General features: G+C 70.9%; 16 protein-coding genes. 9 read left to right on the top strand and 7 right to left on the bottom strand.

What is annotated here, in order from left to right; all coding sequences use genetic code 11:
* Positions 1-205, bottom strand: a 205-nt coding sequence (locus ACFVTC_RS21430; RefSeq protein ID WP_390129227.1) for a PAS domain-containing protein, incomplete at its 3' end; no start/stop codon positions are given.
* 833 nt (positions 206-1,038) lie between these two features.
* Here ACFVTC_RS21430 and ACFVTC_RS21425 point away from each other — a divergent pair.
* Positions 1,039-1,722: a lamin tail domain-containing protein gene (locus ACFVTC_RS21425; RefSeq protein ID WP_390129225.1), complete on the top strand. Its 684-nt coding sequence runs from the start codon at positions 1,039-1,041 to the stop codon at positions 1,720-1,722.
* Between the two features lie 406 nt (positions 1,723-2,128).
* A complete protein-coding gene (locus ACFVTC_RS21420; RefSeq protein ID WP_390129348.1) occupies positions 2,129-2,824 on the top strand; it encodes a L,D-transpeptidase family protein in 696 nt (231 codons plus the stop codon).
* A 76-nt stretch (positions 2,825-2,900) separates the two neighbouring features.
* Here the strand turns inward: ACFVTC_RS21420 and ACFVTC_RS21415 are convergent, their stop codons facing one another.
* Complete coding sequence (locus ACFVTC_RS21415) at positions 2,901-4,103, bottom strand: Gfo/Idh/MocA family protein (protein ID WP_390129224.1); 1,203 nt, start codon at positions 4,101-4,103, stop codon at positions 2,901-2,903.
* Between the two features lie 284 nt (positions 4,104-4,387).
* Between ACFVTC_RS21415 and ACFVTC_RS21410 the strand changes: the two genes are divergently transcribed.
* Both ACFVTC_RS21410 and ACFVTC_RS21405 read left to right on the top strand, forming a co-directional pair.
* Positions 4,388-5,548 (top strand): ROK family protein, encoded by a 1,161-nt coding sequence (locus tag ACFVTC_RS21410; protein WP_390129222.1) that lies wholly within the window; start codon positions 4,388-4,390, stop codon positions 5,546-5,548.
* 71 nt (positions 5,549-5,619) lie between these two features.
* Positions 5,620-5,808 carry a hypothetical protein gene (locus tag ACFVTC_RS21405; protein ID WP_390129219.1) on the top strand — a complete coding sequence of 63 codons (189 nt, stop codon included), beginning with the start codon at positions 5,620-5,622 and terminating at the stop codon, positions 5,806-5,808.
* Positions 5,809-5,883: 75 nt separating this feature from the next.
* Here the strand turns inward: ACFVTC_RS21405 and ACFVTC_RS21400 are convergent, their stop codons facing one another.
* Complete coding sequence (locus tag ACFVTC_RS21400; RefSeq protein WP_390129217.1) at positions 5,884-7,266, bottom strand: S1 family peptidase; 1,383 nt, start codon at positions 7,264-7,266, stop codon at positions 5,884-5,886.
* A gap of 263 nt (positions 7,267-7,529) precedes the next feature.
* Here ACFVTC_RS21400 and ACFVTC_RS21395 point away from each other — a divergent pair, with 263 nt between their 5' ends.
* The gene (locus ACFVTC_RS21395) at positions 7,530-8,288 is read left to right on the top strand and encodes a type 1 glutamine amidotransferase domain-containing protein (RefSeq protein ID WP_390129214.1); all 759 of its coding nucleotides are present in this window, start codon (positions 7,530-7,532) and stop codon (positions 8,286-8,288) included.
* Between the two features lie 113 nt (positions 8,289-8,401).
* Here ACFVTC_RS21395 and ACFVTC_RS21390 read toward each other — a convergent pair whose 3' ends face one another.
* Entirely contained in the window at positions 8,402-9,748 is a 1,347-nt protein-coding gene (locus ACFVTC_RS21390; protein ID WP_390129212.1) for an NAD(P)/FAD-dependent oxidoreductase, read from the bottom strand.
* 229 nt (positions 9,749-9,977) lie between these two features.
* Between ACFVTC_RS21390 and ACFVTC_RS21385 the strand changes: the two genes are divergently transcribed.
* Positions 9,978-10,613, top strand: a complete 636-nt coding sequence (locus ACFVTC_RS21385) for an HAD family acid phosphatase (RefSeq protein WP_390129210.1) — start codon at positions 9,978-9,980, stop codon at positions 10,611-10,613.
* Positions 10,614-10,637: 24 nt separating this feature from the next.
* Positions 10,638-11,024: a PPOX class F420-dependent oxidoreductase gene (locus ACFVTC_RS21380; protein ID WP_390129209.1), complete on the top strand. Its 387-nt coding sequence runs from the start codon at positions 10,638-10,640 to the stop codon at positions 11,022-11,024.
* A gap of 431 nt (positions 11,025-11,455) precedes the next feature.
* Here the strand turns inward: ACFVTC_RS21380 and ACFVTC_RS21375 are convergent, their stop codons facing one another.
* The 3 genes from ACFVTC_RS21375 to ACFVTC_RS21365 form a co-directional block, all read right to left on the bottom strand.
* Positions 11,456-11,872 carry a Zn-ribbon domain-containing OB-fold protein gene (locus ACFVTC_RS21375; RefSeq protein WP_390129207.1) on the bottom strand — a complete coding sequence of 139 codons (417 nt, stop codon included), beginning with the start codon at positions 11,870-11,872 and terminating at the stop codon, positions 11,456-11,458.
* Between the two features lie 193 nt (positions 11,873-12,065).
* Positions 12,066-12,734 (bottom strand): TetR family transcriptional regulator, encoded by a 669-nt coding sequence (locus ACFVTC_RS21370; RefSeq protein ID WP_390129345.1) that lies wholly within the window; start codon positions 12,732-12,734, stop codon positions 12,066-12,068.
* A 459-nt stretch (positions 12,735-13,193) separates the two neighbouring features.
* Entirely contained in the window at positions 13,194-14,654 is a 1,461-nt protein-coding gene (locus ACFVTC_RS21365) for an MFS transporter (protein WP_390129205.1), read from the bottom strand.
* Positions 14,655-14,908: 254 nt separating this feature from the next.
* Between ACFVTC_RS21365 and ACFVTC_RS21360 the strand changes: the two genes are divergently transcribed.
* Together ACFVTC_RS21360 and ACFVTC_RS21355 are read left to right on the top strand one after the other, a co-directional pair.
* Complete coding sequence (locus ACFVTC_RS21360; RefSeq protein WP_390129202.1) at positions 14,909-15,361, top strand: MarR family winged helix-turn-helix transcriptional regulator; 453 nt, start codon at positions 14,909-14,911, stop codon at positions 15,359-15,361.
* Positions 15,362-15,509: 148 nt separating this feature from the next.
* A complete protein-coding gene (locus ACFVTC_RS21355) occupies positions 15,510-17,258 on the top strand; it encodes a tetratricopeptide repeat protein (RefSeq protein ID WP_390129201.1) in 1,749 nt (582 codons plus the stop codon).
* Positions 17,259-17,533: the final 275 nt, after the last annotated feature.

The following is a 17,533-nucleotide window of genomic DNA, read 5'->3' as shown; positions in this document are numbered from 1 at the left end:
GGGATTCGGTCTGTGCGTTGACGAGTCGGATGGTGCCGGTGTCGTCGACGATGACCATGGCGTCGGGTGCCGCTTCCAGGAGTCCTCGGAACCGCTCCTCGGCACCCGCGGGCGCCGCCTCGTCCAGCAGGACCCCGCACCGGCACGGTTCCTGAAAGGCTGCACCGGCGGCCCGAGTTGAATGCGATCCAACGAAGTCGCCCATGTCCGCCCCAGGTGTGCTGTTCGCTCTGAATCGGGCCATCCCAGCGGAATGGGGTGTAGTCCGCCCCGCCATGTCGGTTACTGGCTTCACAACGGCCGGATCTGTCCGGCAGCGTTACGTCCGCTGACCGTCTGCCGCCGCAGTCGTCTCGCAGTCCGCGGGGTGGCTGACCGACCCGCGTTTCCGGGCACCGCCGCACCAGGCGTGAGCCGGCCGATGACGCCGGGGACCCGGGCCGGGACGTGGGCCGGGACGTGGGCCGGGACGTGGGCGGGGACCCGGGCCGGGACGTGGGCGGGGACCCGGGCCGGGACGTGAGTCCGTGCTGCTCCCGCCGCCGGGAGGTGGTGGCTCGTCGGTCCCGGGGCGGGTGTGTCGTGGACGGGTGTTCGGGATGTCGCTGAGTTGGCCGTGTGGATGGAGTGGCGGCTGTTACTCACTTTCGGGTGAGGGGTGGGGTGGCGTGGAGGTGGCTGGTGGGGCGATTCCCTTTATTTCAGGGCGATATGGAGTCAATTTTCCGATATGGGCAGATAGATGCATATTACAGCCGAGGGTCATGGTCGTGTTGTCGGTCGGTAATGCCGTGCGGGTGGCGGGCTCGGGTGGCGAGGTGGGGCGCCAGAGTGTGGTTCTCGGCCAGCGGGCCGGGGCCCAAACTCGCGGATCCCCATGTGTGGTCCGCCCGTTCCCTCTAGGGGGCGTTCGTGTCTGTTTCGCAGTCTGTGATGGTTCGTCGTGCTGCTGCGGCCGCGGTGGCTGCTGGTGTGGTGGTCGGTGTGGCGGCGGTGCCGGCGTCGGCGGACCAGGGGCGGTTCCCGTTTCGTACGCAGGTGCAGATCAGCGAGGTGCAGTACGACTCTCCGGGCTGGGACTCGGGGAGCAACGCGTCGTTGAACAAGGAGTGGGTGGAGGTCACCAACACGGGGCGTTCGGGCGTGAACCTGGACGGCTGGACGCTGTCGGGCCGTGACGGCCGCGCGTACGTCTTCAACCTGCGCCTCGGAGGCCGCGAGACGGTACGGGTGCACACAGGAGTGGGGCGTGACACCCGCCGGGACGTCTACCAGGACCGCCGTGGCTACGCCTGGGACAACCGCGCGGACACCGCGACGCTGCGCAACGACCGTGACCGTGTCATCGACGTGGTGACCTGGGGTCGCGGACCCATCGGCCGGGGTCACGTGCTTCCCGGTCGTCACTACGGTCACGGTCACGTGTTCCCCGGCCGTCACTACGGTCGCGGCCATGAGCTGCCGATCGGTCACATCGGTCGCGGTCACGGGCTGCCCATCGGTCACATCGGTCGCGGTCACGAGCTGCCGATCGGACACGTCGGCCGTGGTGCCGAGCTGCCCATCGGTCACATCGGTCGCGGTCACGAGCTGCCCATCGGTCACATCGGCCGTGGTGCCGAGCTGCCCATCGGTCACATCGGTCGTGGTACCGAGCTCCCCGGTGGTCACATGGGCCGTGGTCACGAGGGCTTCGGCGGTCGCGGCCTGGGCGGTCGCTGACACCACCGGCAGGCGGGCGCGGTAGCGAACCCGTCCGCTCGCTTCCGGCGAGGGCGTGCCACCGACCATCGGTCGGTGGCACGCCCCTTTCGCGTACCGGGGGTGTCGGCAAAGCGGGCTAAATGGTGCAAATATTACATTTAGCTCATGTCGGCCGTTGCGTCGACAGGAGGCGGTTCGCCTCGACTTGACGGTCCGAGGCATACTTCATCGACGACTGGAGCGGGTCTGCTCCCACGCCCCCCGAGGTTCATCGCCGCACCGGGAGGGGCGATCGATTCCTACGGTCAATGTCACTGTTTCGTCGCAGCCCGATCCGCCGTGCAACGCAAGTGCGCCGACGTGTGTCTAGCAGACGGAAACCGAAGGAATCACGCACGAGGACATGCAGAAGGAAGGGCCCGCCATGGGGGACGTACGCAGACGGGGAGCCGTCGCGCTGGGGATCACCGGACTTGTCGCGCCGCTGGCGCTCGCGCTGGGCACGGCGCCCGCGCAGGCCGCGAGCTGTACGACACAGACCGGTCCGTACCAGAAGCAGGTGGAGAAGTTCCTCGGCCGTCCGGTCGACGGCAGGCAGTCCACCGCCGACTGCAAGGCGACCAAGGCCTTCCAGACCAAGCACGGCATCACCCCGAACGCGGGGTACGCGGGATCCGTCACCTGGGGCGTGATGGACCTCATGAACAAGCAGAAGGCCGTCGGCACCAAGCCCAACAAGGACGGCAAGTGCCCGGTCAACAAGGGCCGCATAGCCTGCGTCAACCTCACGCTCCAGCTCAGCTGGATCCAGGACGGCAGCAGGCTGGTCTACGGACCGGTGCCGGTCCGTACGGGGCGCGACGGCTACGAGACCCGCACCGGCCTGAAGAAGATCTACTGGCGTGACATCGACCACGTGTCGAGCATCTACAACGTGTCGATGCCCTACAGCCAGTTCTTCGACGGCGGCCAGGCCTTCCACTCGGTCGGCCTCTCCATGTGGAATCCGCCGGGCTCGCACGGCTGCGTCAACATGACCCCGGCCACCGCCAAGAAGTACTGGTCGCTGCTGAAGAACGGCGACGACGTGTTCGTGTACGGCCGTAAGCCGGGCACCTGACCGGGCCAGGAGCCGGGCACCCGACCCGGCCGCGAGCCGGGCACGCGACCGTGCCCGGCTCATCGAGGACCGGGCCTCACGCCTCGGGGGCGTCCCCGAAATCCGGGATCTCCAACCTGACCCCGCCCTGCCGCGCGGAATCGTGGGCGACGATGCCCGGCAGGGTGTAGCGGGCGGCGACCCACGCGTTCACCGACGGCAGCGTCCTCGTGTTCACCGCGGTCACGAAGTCGTCCGCCAGGAAGTGGTGGCTGCCCTCGTGGCCGTTGTGGAGACGGTCGAAGGCGCGGGGCAACCGCGACCTGTCGTGGACGGGCGCGGACCCGGACGTGAACGCGGCCCGCAGCGCCGGCGCGATGTGCCGGAGCGACGGATCGTCGGGCGCGAGTGTCGCCTTCGGCTCCAGCAGCTCGGTGATGTCCCGCACCCCCTTCTTGTCCTGCCAGAAGCTCACCGTGGCGAGCTGTTCCATGCTGGCGTCGGTACCGAAGAACCGGAAACGCGACTCCCGGATGTGTGAGGGATAGCCGACCCGCCGGAACTCGTTCGTACGGAACGACCCACCGCCCGCCACCTCGAACAGCGCGGTCGCGTTGGAGAAGTCGTTGCCGAACTGGCTGACCTCCTTGTCGAAGACACCGTCCCCGCGCTCGTCGCGCACCCCGATCGCGGACACGCTCACCGCGTGCGTCCGCCAGGCCCCGAGGACCCCGCCCACCGAGTGCGTCGGGTAGAGAAGCGGGGGATAACTGGCGGTCGCCTTCCAGTTCTCGCCGCCGCTGTACCGGTACGCGTCGTAGAACCCGAGGTCCATGTCGTGGACGTAGTCGCCCTCCGCGTAGAACAGCCGGCCGAAGGCACCCTCGGCGATCTGGTTGCGGGCGTGCACGGTCGCCGGGTTGTACTGGCTGGTCTCACCCATCATGTACGTCAGCCCGGTGGCCCGCACGGCGTCGATGATCGCCGCGATCTCCTCCGTGGAGACCGCCATCGGCACGGCCGAGTACACGTGCTTGCCGGCGTTCAGCCCCCGCAGCACCAGGGGGCCGTGTGTCCAGCGCTGGGTGAAGATCGCGACCGCGTCCACGGCCTTCGACTCCAGCATCGCCTCGTACGAGGGGAAGGTGCCGGACAGTCCTTCGGCGGCGGCCAGCCGCTCGGCCCGCTCGGGCAGGAGATCGGTGACGTGGACCTCGCGGACGCCCGGGTGGGCGAGGAACAGTTTGGCGAACTGCCCGGAGAACTGCCCGGCGCCCACGATGCCGAGGGAGAACGACATGAATGCGTGTCCTTCACTGGTCGGGAATCAGGTTGATCCGGCGGTCGGTCCCGCTCGGCCCGCTCACGGGTGCGTGGTTGGCGTGGCACCTGGACGTCAGCCCCGGTGCCGGACGTCATAGGGAGGCTCCCTCGGCTGCGACTCGTCCTCGGGCCATTTACTTTCGGGGGGAAAGAATCTGTTCGTCAAGAGTCGCGCACAGGCCGGTGCGATGTCCGGCGGGGCGACCTAGAGTGCGGCTATTACTTCCAGAGCAAAAGGAAATCCTGGGGAGTTCTACACTCATGACCACACCTGCCGCCAACTGGCTGCCGCTGAGCCCGGGGGAACGGGCGGTGGCGATCGAGGTCCTCGTGCACGGACCGCTGTCCCGCAGCGAGATCGCGCGCCGGCTGAACCTCTCGGCGGGCAGTCTCACCCGGCTGACCAAACCCCTGATCGAGTCGGGTCTGCTGATCGACGCCACCCCGTCGGGGGAGGGGCCCGAGGTGCGCCAAGGCCGCCCTTCGCAGCCCCTGGACATCGTGGCCGAATCCCGCGCGTTCATCGGATTCAAGATCACCGGGGACCGGGCCTACGGGGTCGTCACCACCCTGCGCGGCGACATCGTGGCCCGTCACGACCGCCCGCTCACCACACACGATCCGGCCGAAGTCGCCGACCTCCTGCGGGAGATGACCGAGAAGTTCACGCGCGCCCTACCGGCGCCGGCCGGTATCGGCATCGGTGTCGGCGGGCGGGTCGAGAAACGGGCGGTCGTCGTCGAGTCCGCCTTCCTCGGCTGGAGCGACGTCCCGCTGGCCGAACTCGTCGGGGAACGCACCGGTCTGCCCGTGGTCGTCGAGAACGACGTCGCCGCGCTCGTCGAGGCCGAGACCTGGTTCGGTGCGGGCCGTGGCCTCGACCGCTTCGCGGTCCTCACCATCGGTGCCGGGATCGGCTACGCCCTCGTCCTCGGCGGCAGACGCGTGCCCTCCTCCGAGGACGGCCGGGGCATCGGCCGCCGGTGGATGGTGAACCCGCAAGGCCCCCTCACCCCCGAGGGGGAGCGCGGCAGCGCCGTCTCGCTGCTCACCATCCCCAGCATGCGCTACCAAGTCCGGGCCGCCACCGGGCAGGACGCGACGTACGAGGAGATCCTCGCGCGGGCCGCCGCGGGCGACCCCCCGGCCACCCGCGTCGTCGACGAGGCGGCCCGCGCGCTCGGTGTCCTCGTGGCACAGATCGCCAACTTCGCCATGCCCCAGAAGATCCTGCTCGCCGGAGAGGGGGTGGGCCTCGTCGACGTGGCGGGCCGGGTCGTCGAGGAGACCGTCCTCGCCCACCGGCATCCGCTGGCCGATCCCGTCGCCCTGGAGACGAAGGTGTCCGACTTCCACGACTGGGCGCGCGGAGCCGCCGTGTTGGCGATCCAGGTGCTCGTGCGGGGATCGGCCGAAGAATGAGTGATCAGGTTCACGGTCCGTAATGTCGCCGGGTGTACCTTTACTCACATCGCCTTCACCCCAGGGACCGTATGCTTCACAGCATGTCCACCACTCCTGAAAGCGACTCCGTGCGCTCTGCCACCGATGTCAACGAGGAGATCCGGGCCCTTTGGTTCCGTGCCGGTGGGACGCTGAGCGGGGAGGAGCGGCGGGAGTACCAGCGGCTCGTCCTCGAGTGGGCGGAGGCCGCCCCCGCGTCGCCCACACAGGCGGCGTGACCCGCTCCGCCGCCCCGCACCCCGGTGACGAACGGGGAACCGGGCACGGCCCCGTTCCCCCTTCGCCACCCCGTCTCAGCCCCAACTCTGCGAGTACTGCCGCCGATAGCGGTTGCGGTCCTGTTCCGTACGGATGTACCGCGTGGCGACCAGCGCGATGATGCTGCCGGCGATGACCAGCAGCCCCGGACCGATGTTCTGGGGGTCGGTCAGCCGGTCGAGGAACGGCACCGAGGCGCCGGACCCCACCGCCTGGACCGAGCCCGGAGCAACGGAGCCCGGCGCGACGGCGGTTCCCCGCGAGGTCGCGGGCGCCGGGGAGTTCTGAGCGGCGGCACCGGCCGCTCCCTGGCCCTGGGCGCCCGGCCCGGTCAGTTTCACGGCGAGTGCTGTCATCGCCTTGGTGATGGGCTGGAAGAACGTAGTACCGCCCGAGGTGCAGTCCCCGTTGCCGCCCGACGTCACACCGAGCGCGATGCCCTCGGAGAACAACGGCCCGCCGCTGTCGCCCGGTTCGGCGCACACATCGGTCTCGATCAGACCGGTCACCGTACCCTCGGGGTAGTTGACCGTCGCGTTGAGCCCCTTCACCCGCCCGTCGTGGAGCCCGCTCGTGCTGCCACTGCGAAAGACGCGCTGGCCGACCGTCGCGTCGGCGGCCCCGAGGATCTGAACCCCCTTGCCGTTCCCGATCGCGACGACGTTGTTGCCGGTGTCGTTCTCGCCGTTGTTGTACTGGATGAGCGAGAAGTCATTGCCCGGGAACGCCGTGGTGATCGTCTGTCCCAGCTGTTTGGTGCCCTGGTTGTCGGCGAACCAGACGGAACCGGCCGGCCCGCAGTGTCCGGCCGTGAGGATGAACTCGTTCTTCCCGTTGGTCACGTTGAAGCCGGCGGAGCAGCGCCCGCCGGTCGAGAACATCGGCTGTGCTCCGTTCAACCGCGTGGTGAAGGTGCCCTGGGTGCGCTCCATGCGGACCGAACTCCCCATGCCTTGGGCCAGCTTCGTCATCCGGGACCAGTCGGAGGCGGAGACGCTGCTGTCGGCCTGCACCACCACCTCGTTGTCGACGTAGTCCATCGCCCAGGCGGTGCCGGCCACTCGCGGCGCCGACTTGAGCGCCTGCGTCACGGACTTGAGGTCCTGCATGCTGTGCCGTACGACCTTGGGCCGGGCACCCGCCTTCTCCACCTCGGCCGCCGTGGCCGAGTCGGTCACCGCGACCACGGGACTGCCGTCGTCGGCGATCCAACTGCCCGCCGTACGCGCGGTGCCGAGGCGGGAAACCAGGCCGGCGCCCTTGTCCGCGGCGAGCCGCGCGGCACTTTCCGGTGCACGCGACGAGGCGGACGGTTCGCTCGCCATGGCGTGCGTCACCATCAGCCCACCGCAGAGGAGCCCGCCGACGGCCGCGAATCGCGCCCCCCGCCGGAAGATCCGTCGTCGTGCGTGCCTCATGCATGGGCTCCCGAAGCCGTACGGCGCGGTGTCACCACCGCCGGGACCCCGGTCGTGGGCCCTCCTCCCATACGTGCGTCCGTGCCACCGCGTTCACCGCCGGCCGGGTCTCCGGTTCACGTCGTGTGTCCCGCCCCGTCCACCGGGGCGACTCCGGGAGTTCGCGGGCCGCCCGGCCGGCCTCGTGGCGGCCGCCATGCAGCGCGGGTCCCACGGCCGCGACCGCCCCGGGGCAGACTGCCCACGCCTGTCATGATGGGCGCATGCGCGTGCTGATGCCGGTCCCCGACCGCGATGCCGACGTCACCGAAGTGGCCGTCCCCTGGCGGATCCTCACCGACGCGGGGCACGAAGTCGTTCTCGCCACCGAGCGGGCGGCCACCCGCCCGGCGGCCGACCCGCGACTGCTCACGGGCGTGCTCCTCGGACAGTTGGGCGCCGCGGAGGAACCCCGGAGCTACTACCAACAACTCACCGAGGCACCGGAGTTCACCGCGACCGTGTCCTGGGAGGACGTGGCCGTCGACGACTTCGACGGTCTGCTCCTGCCGGGCGGACACGCGCCCGGGATGCGGCAGTATCTCGGCTCCGCCACGCTCCAGCGGCAGGTCGCCCGCTTCTGGGCCCTGGGGCGGCCCGTCGGAGCGATCTGTCACGGAGTCCTCGTGCTCGCCCGCTCCCGCGACCTGGCCACGGGCCGCAGCGTCCTGGCCGGGCGGCGCACGACCTGCCTGCCCAAGTACATGGAACGCACGGCCTACTTCACCACCGCCTGGCGCCTGGGCCGCTACTACCGCACCTATCCGGCCTACGTCGAGGACGAGGTCAAGGCGGCCCTCGCCGACCCGGGCGCGCAGTTCTCCCGCGGCCCGCGCACCCTCACCCGCCGCGGCACCGCCGCCGACGACACCCACGCGTTCGTCGTGCAGGACGGCCCCTACCTCTCGGCCCGCTGGCCGGGAGACGCCTACCTGTTCGGCCGCCGTTACCTCGCCCTCCTGGACAGCACCACCGGACACTGAGGGCTGCTGCGGGAACCCCGCGGGGCGGCCGGCGCGCACGGTGGAGCGCCCTCGGGCACCGCACCGCGCCGCGCCGGACACCGCCCGCCCGGTCGGCGCATGAGGGTCGTGGGCTACGCGCCCGTGCGGGCGGCCACCGCCTCGGGGGTCAGATACGCCTCGGTGTGCTCGAAGTCCCGCAGGGTTCCCTTGCTCCTGGCGAGGAAGCCCGTGCGGACGAAGTCGTCGCCCGCGACCGCGTTGAGGAGCCAGTTGGCGCTCGTACGGAACCTGGCCGCGCCCGTGCGGAGCGCGTACAGGTGGTACCCACGGGCCACGACCTGCGCGGGCACGCCCTTGAGGTCGATGCCGAGTGGCTTCGACACCGCGTCGTGTCCACCGAGATCGACCACCAGGCCGAGATCCTTGTGCCGGTACGACGTGGTCGGCCGCCCGTGCAGCAGCGCCGTCAGGTTCTTCGCGGCGTGCCGGCCCTGACGGGCGGCGTGCTGCGCGGTGGGCACGCAGTAGGAGCCGTCCCCCTTGGCGAGGTCGGGCACGGCGGCCGCGTCGCCGAGCGCGAACACGCCGTCCATGCCCGGCACCGTGAAGTCCGGCGCGGTCAGGATCCGTCCGCGTACGGTCTCGGCGCCCAGGGAGTCGACCAGGGGGCTCGCCGCGACACCGGCCGTCCACACGAGTGTCCGTGACGGCAGCACCCGGCCGTCCGTCAGCGTCACCTTGTCCTCGGTGACCGAGGCCACGGAGGTCTTCAGCGAGATCTGCACCCCGCGCTCGGTGAGCATGCGCAATGCGCTCGCCCCGAGCCTGTCGCCGAGCTCCGGCAGCAGCTTGGGGGCCACGTCGAGCAGGTGCCACTGGATGAGGCGGGGGTCGAGCCGCGGGTGGTAGCGCTTCGACGCGGCGGTGGTCAGGCGTTGCAGACAGGCCGCGGTCTCGGTGCCCGCGTACCCGCCGCCCACCACCACGAACTGCAACCGCGCCGCCCGTTCGGCCTCGTCCGACGTGGCCGCCGCCAGGTCGAGTTGGGCGATCACGTGGTCGCGCAGATACACGGCCTGGGCGAGCGTCTTCATGCCGCGGGCCTCGTCGAGCAGGCCGGGGATGTCGAAGGTGCGGGTCACGCTGCCCGGAGTGAGGACCAGGTAGTCGTAGGCCAGGTCGGCGAGTTCGCCGGTGATCTTGCGGACGACGCAGGTCTTGGACGCGGGGTCGACGCCGGCCACCGTTCCGGGCACCAGCTCCGTGCGGCGCAGGATGCGGCGCAGCGACGGCGCGACGGACTGCGGGGTGACGACCCCTGAGGCGACCTGTGGCAGCAGGGGCAGGTAGAGCTGGTAGTCGGTGGGGCTGACCAGGGTGATCCGGGCGGCGCCGGGCCCGAGCGCGCGCTCGAGGCCCCGAGCGCACTCGACTCCGGCGAAGCCTCCGCCGACGATCACGATGTTCGGTGCGTCCATCCGTGATGCCTCTCTCCGTGTTCCGACACCGTGTCCGCCGCCCGCGAGCCAAGGCTCACACGGGTGGTCCCGGTCTGCCACCGCAGGGCGGAGGCGCGGACGAGGGCCACGGAATTCTCTACCGATCAGTAATTTCGTCTTCCCCTTTCGTCCATCCTTAGGCACGATCATCGGTCGCACGGTGATGGTCGAGGCGCCGTCGCCGCTCCGACGTGAAAAGAGGACGAGTATGACTGGACGCGGTGTGGGTCGCCGGATCGGCGCGCTCTCGGCGGTCGTCGCGCTGGGCATCGGAGGGACGGTCACCGTCGCGGGATCGGCCGTCGCGGCTCCGGCGCGGACGGCGGTGGCCGCGACGCAGGCGGCCGACGTCGACTACGCCACCTGGCAGCAGGACGTCCGGGCCGTGCTCGACCAGGCGGTGCCTTACGTCCAGCAGCGCACCGCGAACGCGTCCGGGCAGAAGCTGGCCCTCGTCTTCGACATCGACAACACCTCGCTGGAGACGGACTTCCACCCCTGGTACCAGCTGCCGACGCCGGCCGTCGCCCCCTCGCTCGACCTCGCCCGCTACGCGCGCTCCCGCGGCGTCGACATCTTCTTCATCAGCGCACGTCCGGGCATCATCGCCGCCGAGACGAAGTGGAACCTGACGTCCGTCGGCTATCCGGTCTCCGGCCTCTACACGCGTGACCTGCCCGACCTGTTCGACCAGGTCAGCGCCTACAAGACCGGCCAGCGGGCCCAGATCGAGTCCCTGGGCTACAGCATCATCGCCAATGTCGGCAACAACGACTCGGACCTCGTCGGGGGCCACGCCGAGCGCACCTTCAAGCTGCCCGACTACGACGGACAGCTGTCCTGAGCTCCGATTGCCTACACTCCGGGCATGGACGAGACAAGGCTCGACACGCTCGGTTCGGGCAAGTTCCTTCTCATCACGAGCTATCGGAAGAACGGCACGGGTGTCCCGACACCCGTGTGGGTGGTCCGGGACGGTGACGCACTCGGTGCCTGGACCGTCGCGGACTCCTGGAAGGTGAAGCGGATCCGCAACCGGCCGGACGTGCTCGTGGGCCCCTGCGACGTACGTGGCAACCCGACCGGTGAACAGGTTCCCGCCACGGCGGAGATCCTGGACCAGACGGCGACGGCGCGCTACCGCGGCCTGATCGCGCGCAAGTACGGCGTCTTCGGCCGTCTCACCCTCTTCGGCAGCAGGCTGCGCCGCGGCCGGGAGGGCACGGTCGGACTCCGCATCTCCCTGACGCAGTGAGGGACGGACGGGGGCCCGGCACCGGCCGGTCCCCCGTCCGTCGGCACCCGTGCCGTCGTCCCGCGTGGAACGGCCCTCGGAGCAGGGCAGGAGATCTCGAACACGGTCCTGCGGCGGACGCGTGCGGTGCGCGCCACCGGATCCGCTCGACGTGCCCGCACTCGCGGTCCTGCCGCCGCTCGTCCGGGATCTCGGACGGACTCCCGGTCGAGCCGGACCACGGTGCCTGCCGTCGTTCTGTCGGCGGAGCGAGCCTGGTCCGAAGTGACGGCCTCTGGCCTTTCTCGGCCGTATGAACACGCACCGGACCGCACCGGACCGGCCGTGGGACCGTACGCCGTGGCTCGGACGTCAGGTACGGCTGACTCGCGCGGGCGGCCGAACGGACCCGCTCCGCACGGTGGTTCGGGCGGGCGTCCGGGTACGGGGTGTCAGTTCCGGCTCCGGTAGGGCCCGTCGACGAGCTGGAACACCGGCTGGCTGCGCACCGGGTCCTGAGCGGTGGTGAGTTGGACCCGGTCTCCGCTGTGCACGTCGGTGGCCGGCCCCGTGACCCTGCCCCGGACGGTGAAGCCCTCGGCCATCTCGACGAGGGAGACGTTGCGTGCCGCCGGGGTGTTGCGGTGGATGACGGTGGCGTGACGGACCACACCGGTTCCGGTGCTCGCCTCCGTCCGCAGGTCGCTGCCGGCGCAGACCGGACACAGGAGACGCTGGTACATCGCGCTGCCGCACCAGCGGCAGCGCTGGAAGAGGAGGGCGTCGGAAGTCGAAGTCCCGTGCGACGCGGGGTCGGTGCCGAGGGCGGCGGTGTCCGGTACGGCGCCCTCGGATTCGGTGTCGAGCACGTCCGTCAAAGGTCGCGGGCCCGGATGAAGGGCGATTCCTGGGTGGTGCACGATGTCATCTCCCTGCGCTCGGCCGGAGTCGAAGGTGCCCGGATCGCCGCGCACGAGCCACAGGGTATGGCACTCAGTGCCACCCGTAAAGGCACTCGGTACCCTCACGTGGGACAGGCGTCCTTCGGTCCGTCCGGTCCGCTCAGTCCCGTCCGAGCGTGGACTCGATCTCCCGCACCACCCGCCACATGGGCGCCCCGCGCCGGGAGATGACCACCACCACGTCCTCCCGCTCCTCGGCCGGAGCGGCGGCGGAAGGATCACCGAACACGGCCTGCACGTGCCCGAGCGCGTGGTCCACGGCGGCGTCCGCGTCGCCCTGCCCGGCCGAACGCAGCCATGAGCGCAGCGCGTTGTTGTGCGCGGCGACCACGGCCGCGGCGATCACGTCGGCCCGCAGGGTTCCGTCGGGCCGGCCGTGGAAGCGCCCGCGCAGATACTCCGCGAGGGCACGCTCGTAGCGCCAGACCACCGACAACTCGTAGGCCCGCAGGCCGGGCACCTTCTTGGTGAGGCGGTAGCGCTGTACGGAGAAGGTCGGGTTCTCGGCGTACATGCGCAGCACGAGCCGGGCCGCGTCGCAGACCCGTCGCACCGGCTCGTCCTCGTCGGTGCCGTCGGCGAGGAAGGCGGTCATGTCGGCCAGGCAGCGCTCGTGGTCCGGGAAGACCACGTCCTCCTTGGACGGGAAGTAGCGGAAGAAGGACCGTCGGCCGACCCCGGCGAGCGCCACGATGTCGTCGACCGTGGTCTGCTCGTAGCCGCGCTCCGGGAACAGCCGGAAAGCCGCCGCGACCAGCGCGTCCCGCATGGGGGGCTTCGCCGTCGTCGTGTCGGCGGTGTCACCGCGCCGGGGTCCCTCGCTCATGAACGGGAACCTAGCATCGCGCGGACACGATGGCACTCGGTGCGCTGGGTCGAGGGAACTGAGTGCCGTGTGTCGCGGGGAAGGTGCCGTGCGCGCTTCGGACTCGGGGGTGCGCGCCTCGTGGGACCGGCCGGGTGGGCCCGTCACGGGCGTGACCCGGTGCGGTCCACTTCCGCACGGCGCGGCCGCCGGGCTCGCCCGAGACCATGCCGCCGCCCGTTCCGACCCAGCCCGCGCACCGCCTCCTGACCCCGTCCGGGCGCGCGCATCGCGTCCCGATCCCCGGTGCCGCCCTGCCGCGTTGACGCGTCGACGGGCCCCGGAGTTCACCAAGTACGTGAATTCCGGGGCCCGTTGCGCTGTGCCGGAGCGTCGCGTGACCGGCGCTCCGGCCCGGGTGGCTCAGGCCTCGACCGTCATCGGCCGGCCGGGGGAGCCGGCCGTGTCCGCCTTGTCGCCGCCGCCCGCGACGGCGCGGACGGCCGGGATGGCGGCCGCGATCACCGCCGCGACGACCGCGACACCGCCGCCGATGATCAGGCTGGTGCGGAAGCCGTCCTCGGAGGCGAAGGTGTAGCCGCCCAGCGAGGTGGTCATCTGGGCGAGGACGACGCCGATCACGGCCGCGCCGACGGACGTGCCGAGGGAGCGCATGAGCGTGTTGAAACCGTTGGCGGCGGCGGTCTCGGAGAGCGGCACCGAACTCATGATCAGGGCGGGCATCGCCCCGTAGGCGAGACCCACGCCGCTGTTGACCACGATGCCGACCAGCATCAGGCCCCAGGCCGTACCCATCAGGGTCAGGGCCAGGCCGTAGCCGGCGGCGATGACGAGTACGCCGGAGATCAGTGTGAACTTCGGTCCGCGGGCGTCGGTGAGCTTTCCGCCGAGCGGGGAGACGATCATCATCATGATGCCGCCGGGCGCCATCCACAGGCCGGCGGCGAGCATCGACTGCCCCAGGCCGTAGCCCGTCGCCTCGGGGAACTGGAGCAGCTGCGGCAGGACCAGCATGCTGGCGTACATCGCGCAGCCGACGAAGACCGAGGCGAGGTTGGTGAGCAGGACCCGCGGTCGGGCGGTGGTGCGCAGGTCGACCAGGGGGTCGCGGGTCCGCAGCTCCCACACTCCCCAGCCGAGCAGGATCACGACGGCGGCGACGAACAGTCCGATGGTGGTGGCCGATCCCCAACCCCAGTCGGCGCCCTTGGAGACCGCGAGCAGCAGGCAGACGAGTCCGGCGCCCAGCCCGAGCGCGCCGGGCAGGTCGAAGCGCTGGCCCTTGGCGGCGGCGGGGATGTCCGGGATCAGGAACCAGACGAGGGTCGCCACCACTCCGGCCATGACGGCGGCGCCCCAGAACAGCACCCGCCAGTTCGCGTACTGGGCGACAGCCGCGGCGATGGGCAGGCCGAGGCCGCCGCCGATGCCCATGGAGGCGCTGACCAGCGCGATGGAGGAGCTCAGCTTCTCGGTGGGGACCACGTCACGCAGCAGGGCGATGCCGAGCGGGACCATGCCCATGCCCATGCCTTGCAGTCCACGTCCGACGATCATGGGGACGACGGAGGACGACAGCGCGCACACCACCGAGCCCGCGATCAGCGGTACCGAGCAGGCGACGAGCATCCTGCGCTTGCCCACGAGGTCGCCCAGGCGTCCGGAGACCGGCACGAAGACGGCGGCCACCAGGAGGGTGGCGGTGATCACCCAGGCCGCGTTCGACGAGGTGGTGTCCAAGAGCTGCGGCAACTCCGCGATCAGCGGCGTCACCAGGGTCTGCATGATCGCCGCCGTGATGCCTGCGAAGGCCAGGGTGGCGACCACGCCGCCCGAGCGGCTCGATGCCTGGGTGGCATCCATAGAGGGGCTCCTCGTACTTGTCTGCGGTATCCGGATGCGGAGGGACGGTCGATATGCATCGTACACGTGACGTGTATCAAGCACATTCAATGTAGGCTGCATATCCCGTGGGGCCGTGCGCCGGAAGGCGGGTGTGGCGTGCGAGGGCGGCGCGCCCGACCCGGTGGGCGAGCCGGTCCTGATGGGCGCGCGGACCGAGGAAAGCGTCGGACCGGGGAAAGCGTCGGACCGGAGGAAGGGAAGGTGGCGGGCGCATGGCCAGGCCCACGCGTGACGTCGAGTACGAGCAGATGCTGCTCAGCCGCCACGCCCTCGTGCGGCGCGGGCGGATCCGGGGCGAGGGCGGACTGGAACGCAGCGCCTACATCCTGCTCGGTCGCATCGGCGTCCAGGGGCCCATGTCCATCCGTGAGTTGAGCGACGCCTTCGGGCTCGACGCCTCCACGCTCAACAGGCAGACCCGCGCGGCCATGCGCTCCGGCCTCGTGGACCGCGTCCCCGACCCGGGCGGCGGGACGGCCCGCAAGTTCCGCCTCACGGACAGGGGCGCACGCCTGCTGGACGAGGAGCGCGCCCGCGGAGTGGAGGGTCTGGACCGCGTGATGTCCGCGTGGTCGGACGACGACATCGCCGGATTCGCCGCCTGCCTCCGACGTTTCAACACCGACATCGAACGGCTGGGCGGCCGTCCCTGGCCCCGCCCCTGAGGCTCCGTCGAGCCGGTCCGGAGACGTCACGTCGGACGGTGACCATGCGATGAAAAAAGCATCTCACCATCCGATGAATGGCTTATTCCGTGCATACGTGGATATGACATCGGCACGCGACGGTCGGTGAACACCGCGGGGGGCGGACATGGGCGTGGACGACGCGATGGTGCGTGCGCTGGGCACGGTGGCGAACTGGTTCCTCCTGGCCGTGGCCGCCCTGATCGCGCTCGGGGTCGTACGCAACGTGTCGGCGTTCCTGCACCGCGTACGCGCCCGGGGCCGGATCCTGCCGCTCATCCTGCTGCCCGAGCACCCCGCCGAGGAGGACGGCACCGCGGCGCCGAGCGCGCACCTCACCGCCCATCTCGCCGCCCACCTCACCGAGCACCAGACGGACAGCATCCTCGCTCCCGGCAGCCCGTCCGCCGCCACGGCCGTCAGCCGGCCCCAGACCTCCACGCCCGCACAGGGCTGGGTCGAGTCCCTGATCCGTATCGCCCTCGCCAGTCCGCCCGGATACGCCGTCCACCTCCACGAGCTGGAACCCCACGATGCCGTCCGCCGGGTGTCGGTACGCATTCTGCGGGTGCCGAAGAACCGCATCGTCGCCGCCCGCGTCGTCGCCGAGGAGAACGAGGAGAGGCTCGTCGAGAAGGTCGCCGTCTACTGCATCGTGCAGGTCCGCAACCAGCCGGAGATGCTGCGCAGGGTTCCGCGCTGGGAGCGCTGGGGCGAGGACGAGCGGGCCTTCACCCACTACCGCAAGGGCGTCCACGAACAGCGTCGGCACACACAGGCCCGAGCGGACGACGCGAGCGCCGGCGTCGACTACGGCACAGCGCTGCGGTCCTACAGCCAGGCCGTCAAGTTCGCGCCGGGAAACCTGCTCATCCGGCACGGCGAGGCGGCGCTCATCGAGCTGATGCACGCCCACCATCCGGACGACTACCAGCGGGCGATCGCCACGTACCAGCGCTGTACCGAGCTGTGGCCGGAACACATCGAGACCGCCTACCGCATGGCCATCGCCTATTCCCGTGCGGCCCGGCCCCTCCTGCGAGGCCGCGACCTCCCGCCCGAGCGGATGGCACAGCTCGAGGGAATGGCGCGCCTGGCCCGGGAACACCTCGCGGACATCTGCGCGCGACTGCGCCTGCTCTCCCTGCTGCGCCGCTGGCTGCGCAACAGCATCCCCGGCGGCCGGTCCAACAGCGGAGAGCGCCGTTACTGGGGCTCGTGGCTGATGCCCCTGCCCCTGCCGGCGCGGCGGTCCCAGCGCCGTACGTTCCTGGGGGCGATCCGTATCGCCCTGGCGGCGCACGACCTCACCCAGCTCCATCTCAACGGCCGTCACGGCCGTACGAGTGTGGCGGCCGACCGTCAGCAGCGCGCGGTGGCCCTCGCGTTCGACCGTGTGGCCACAGAGGTGCTCGTCCGTACCCGGCGCCCGACGCGTGGTACCGGCGTCCGCCGTCTGCTCTTCGACGACCACACCACGACGGGTTCCGCCCACGACGCCGACACCCACAGCACCATCACCCATCCCCGGGCGACCTCCCAGCACTGGGGGCCGGTGCGCAAGGGGTCGGCGGGGTGGATGACCCACTACAACGCGGCCTGTTTCCTCGCCCTCGCGATGACCTTGCCCGACGAGTGCCTGCCGACGGGCTACTCACCCGTCCACTGGCAGCAGGACTGCAACCGGTCCGCCCTCAACCAGCTCGACCGCAGTCTGCGCACGCCCGACAGCACGCTGACGGGAGACTGGATCGCCCACGATCCCGATCTCGACCTGCTGTGGTCCACCGAGACCGGGGCGGCCTGGGCCGAGTTCATGAACATCGACATCCCCACCCCGCCACCACCGCCCCTGTCACCCTCCACCGCGTCCTGACCCGTGGGCTCGCACCGCGTCCCGGGGCGCCGACCGCGGTGGCCGCAGCGTGCGCAGCCGGTCCGGGCACCGCGGTCGGCCCGGTCCGGGCGCCGGTCGTCGGCCGGAATCCGCCCGCCCGCCCTCGCCGGAGTCCCGGCCTGCCCTTCCGGGACGCGGTCCGCGACCGCCGTCGGGGGCCCCGGGAGAAACGGTGCCCCGACGGCGCTCGGCCGCGCGGCGGGCGCGGGGGCGGAACCGCCGGCCCCGCCGCAGTCGGGGGCCGCGCGGGGCCG

This window comes from Streptomyces sp. NPDC057950, from assembly GCF_042887295.1.
GTDB lineage: Bacteria > Actinomycetota > Actinomycetes > Streptomycetales > Streptomycetaceae > Streptomyces > Streptomyces kaempferi.
Note: the sequence above shows the minus strand (reverse complement) of the source record. Positions and strands in the feature narration are given on the sequence as shown.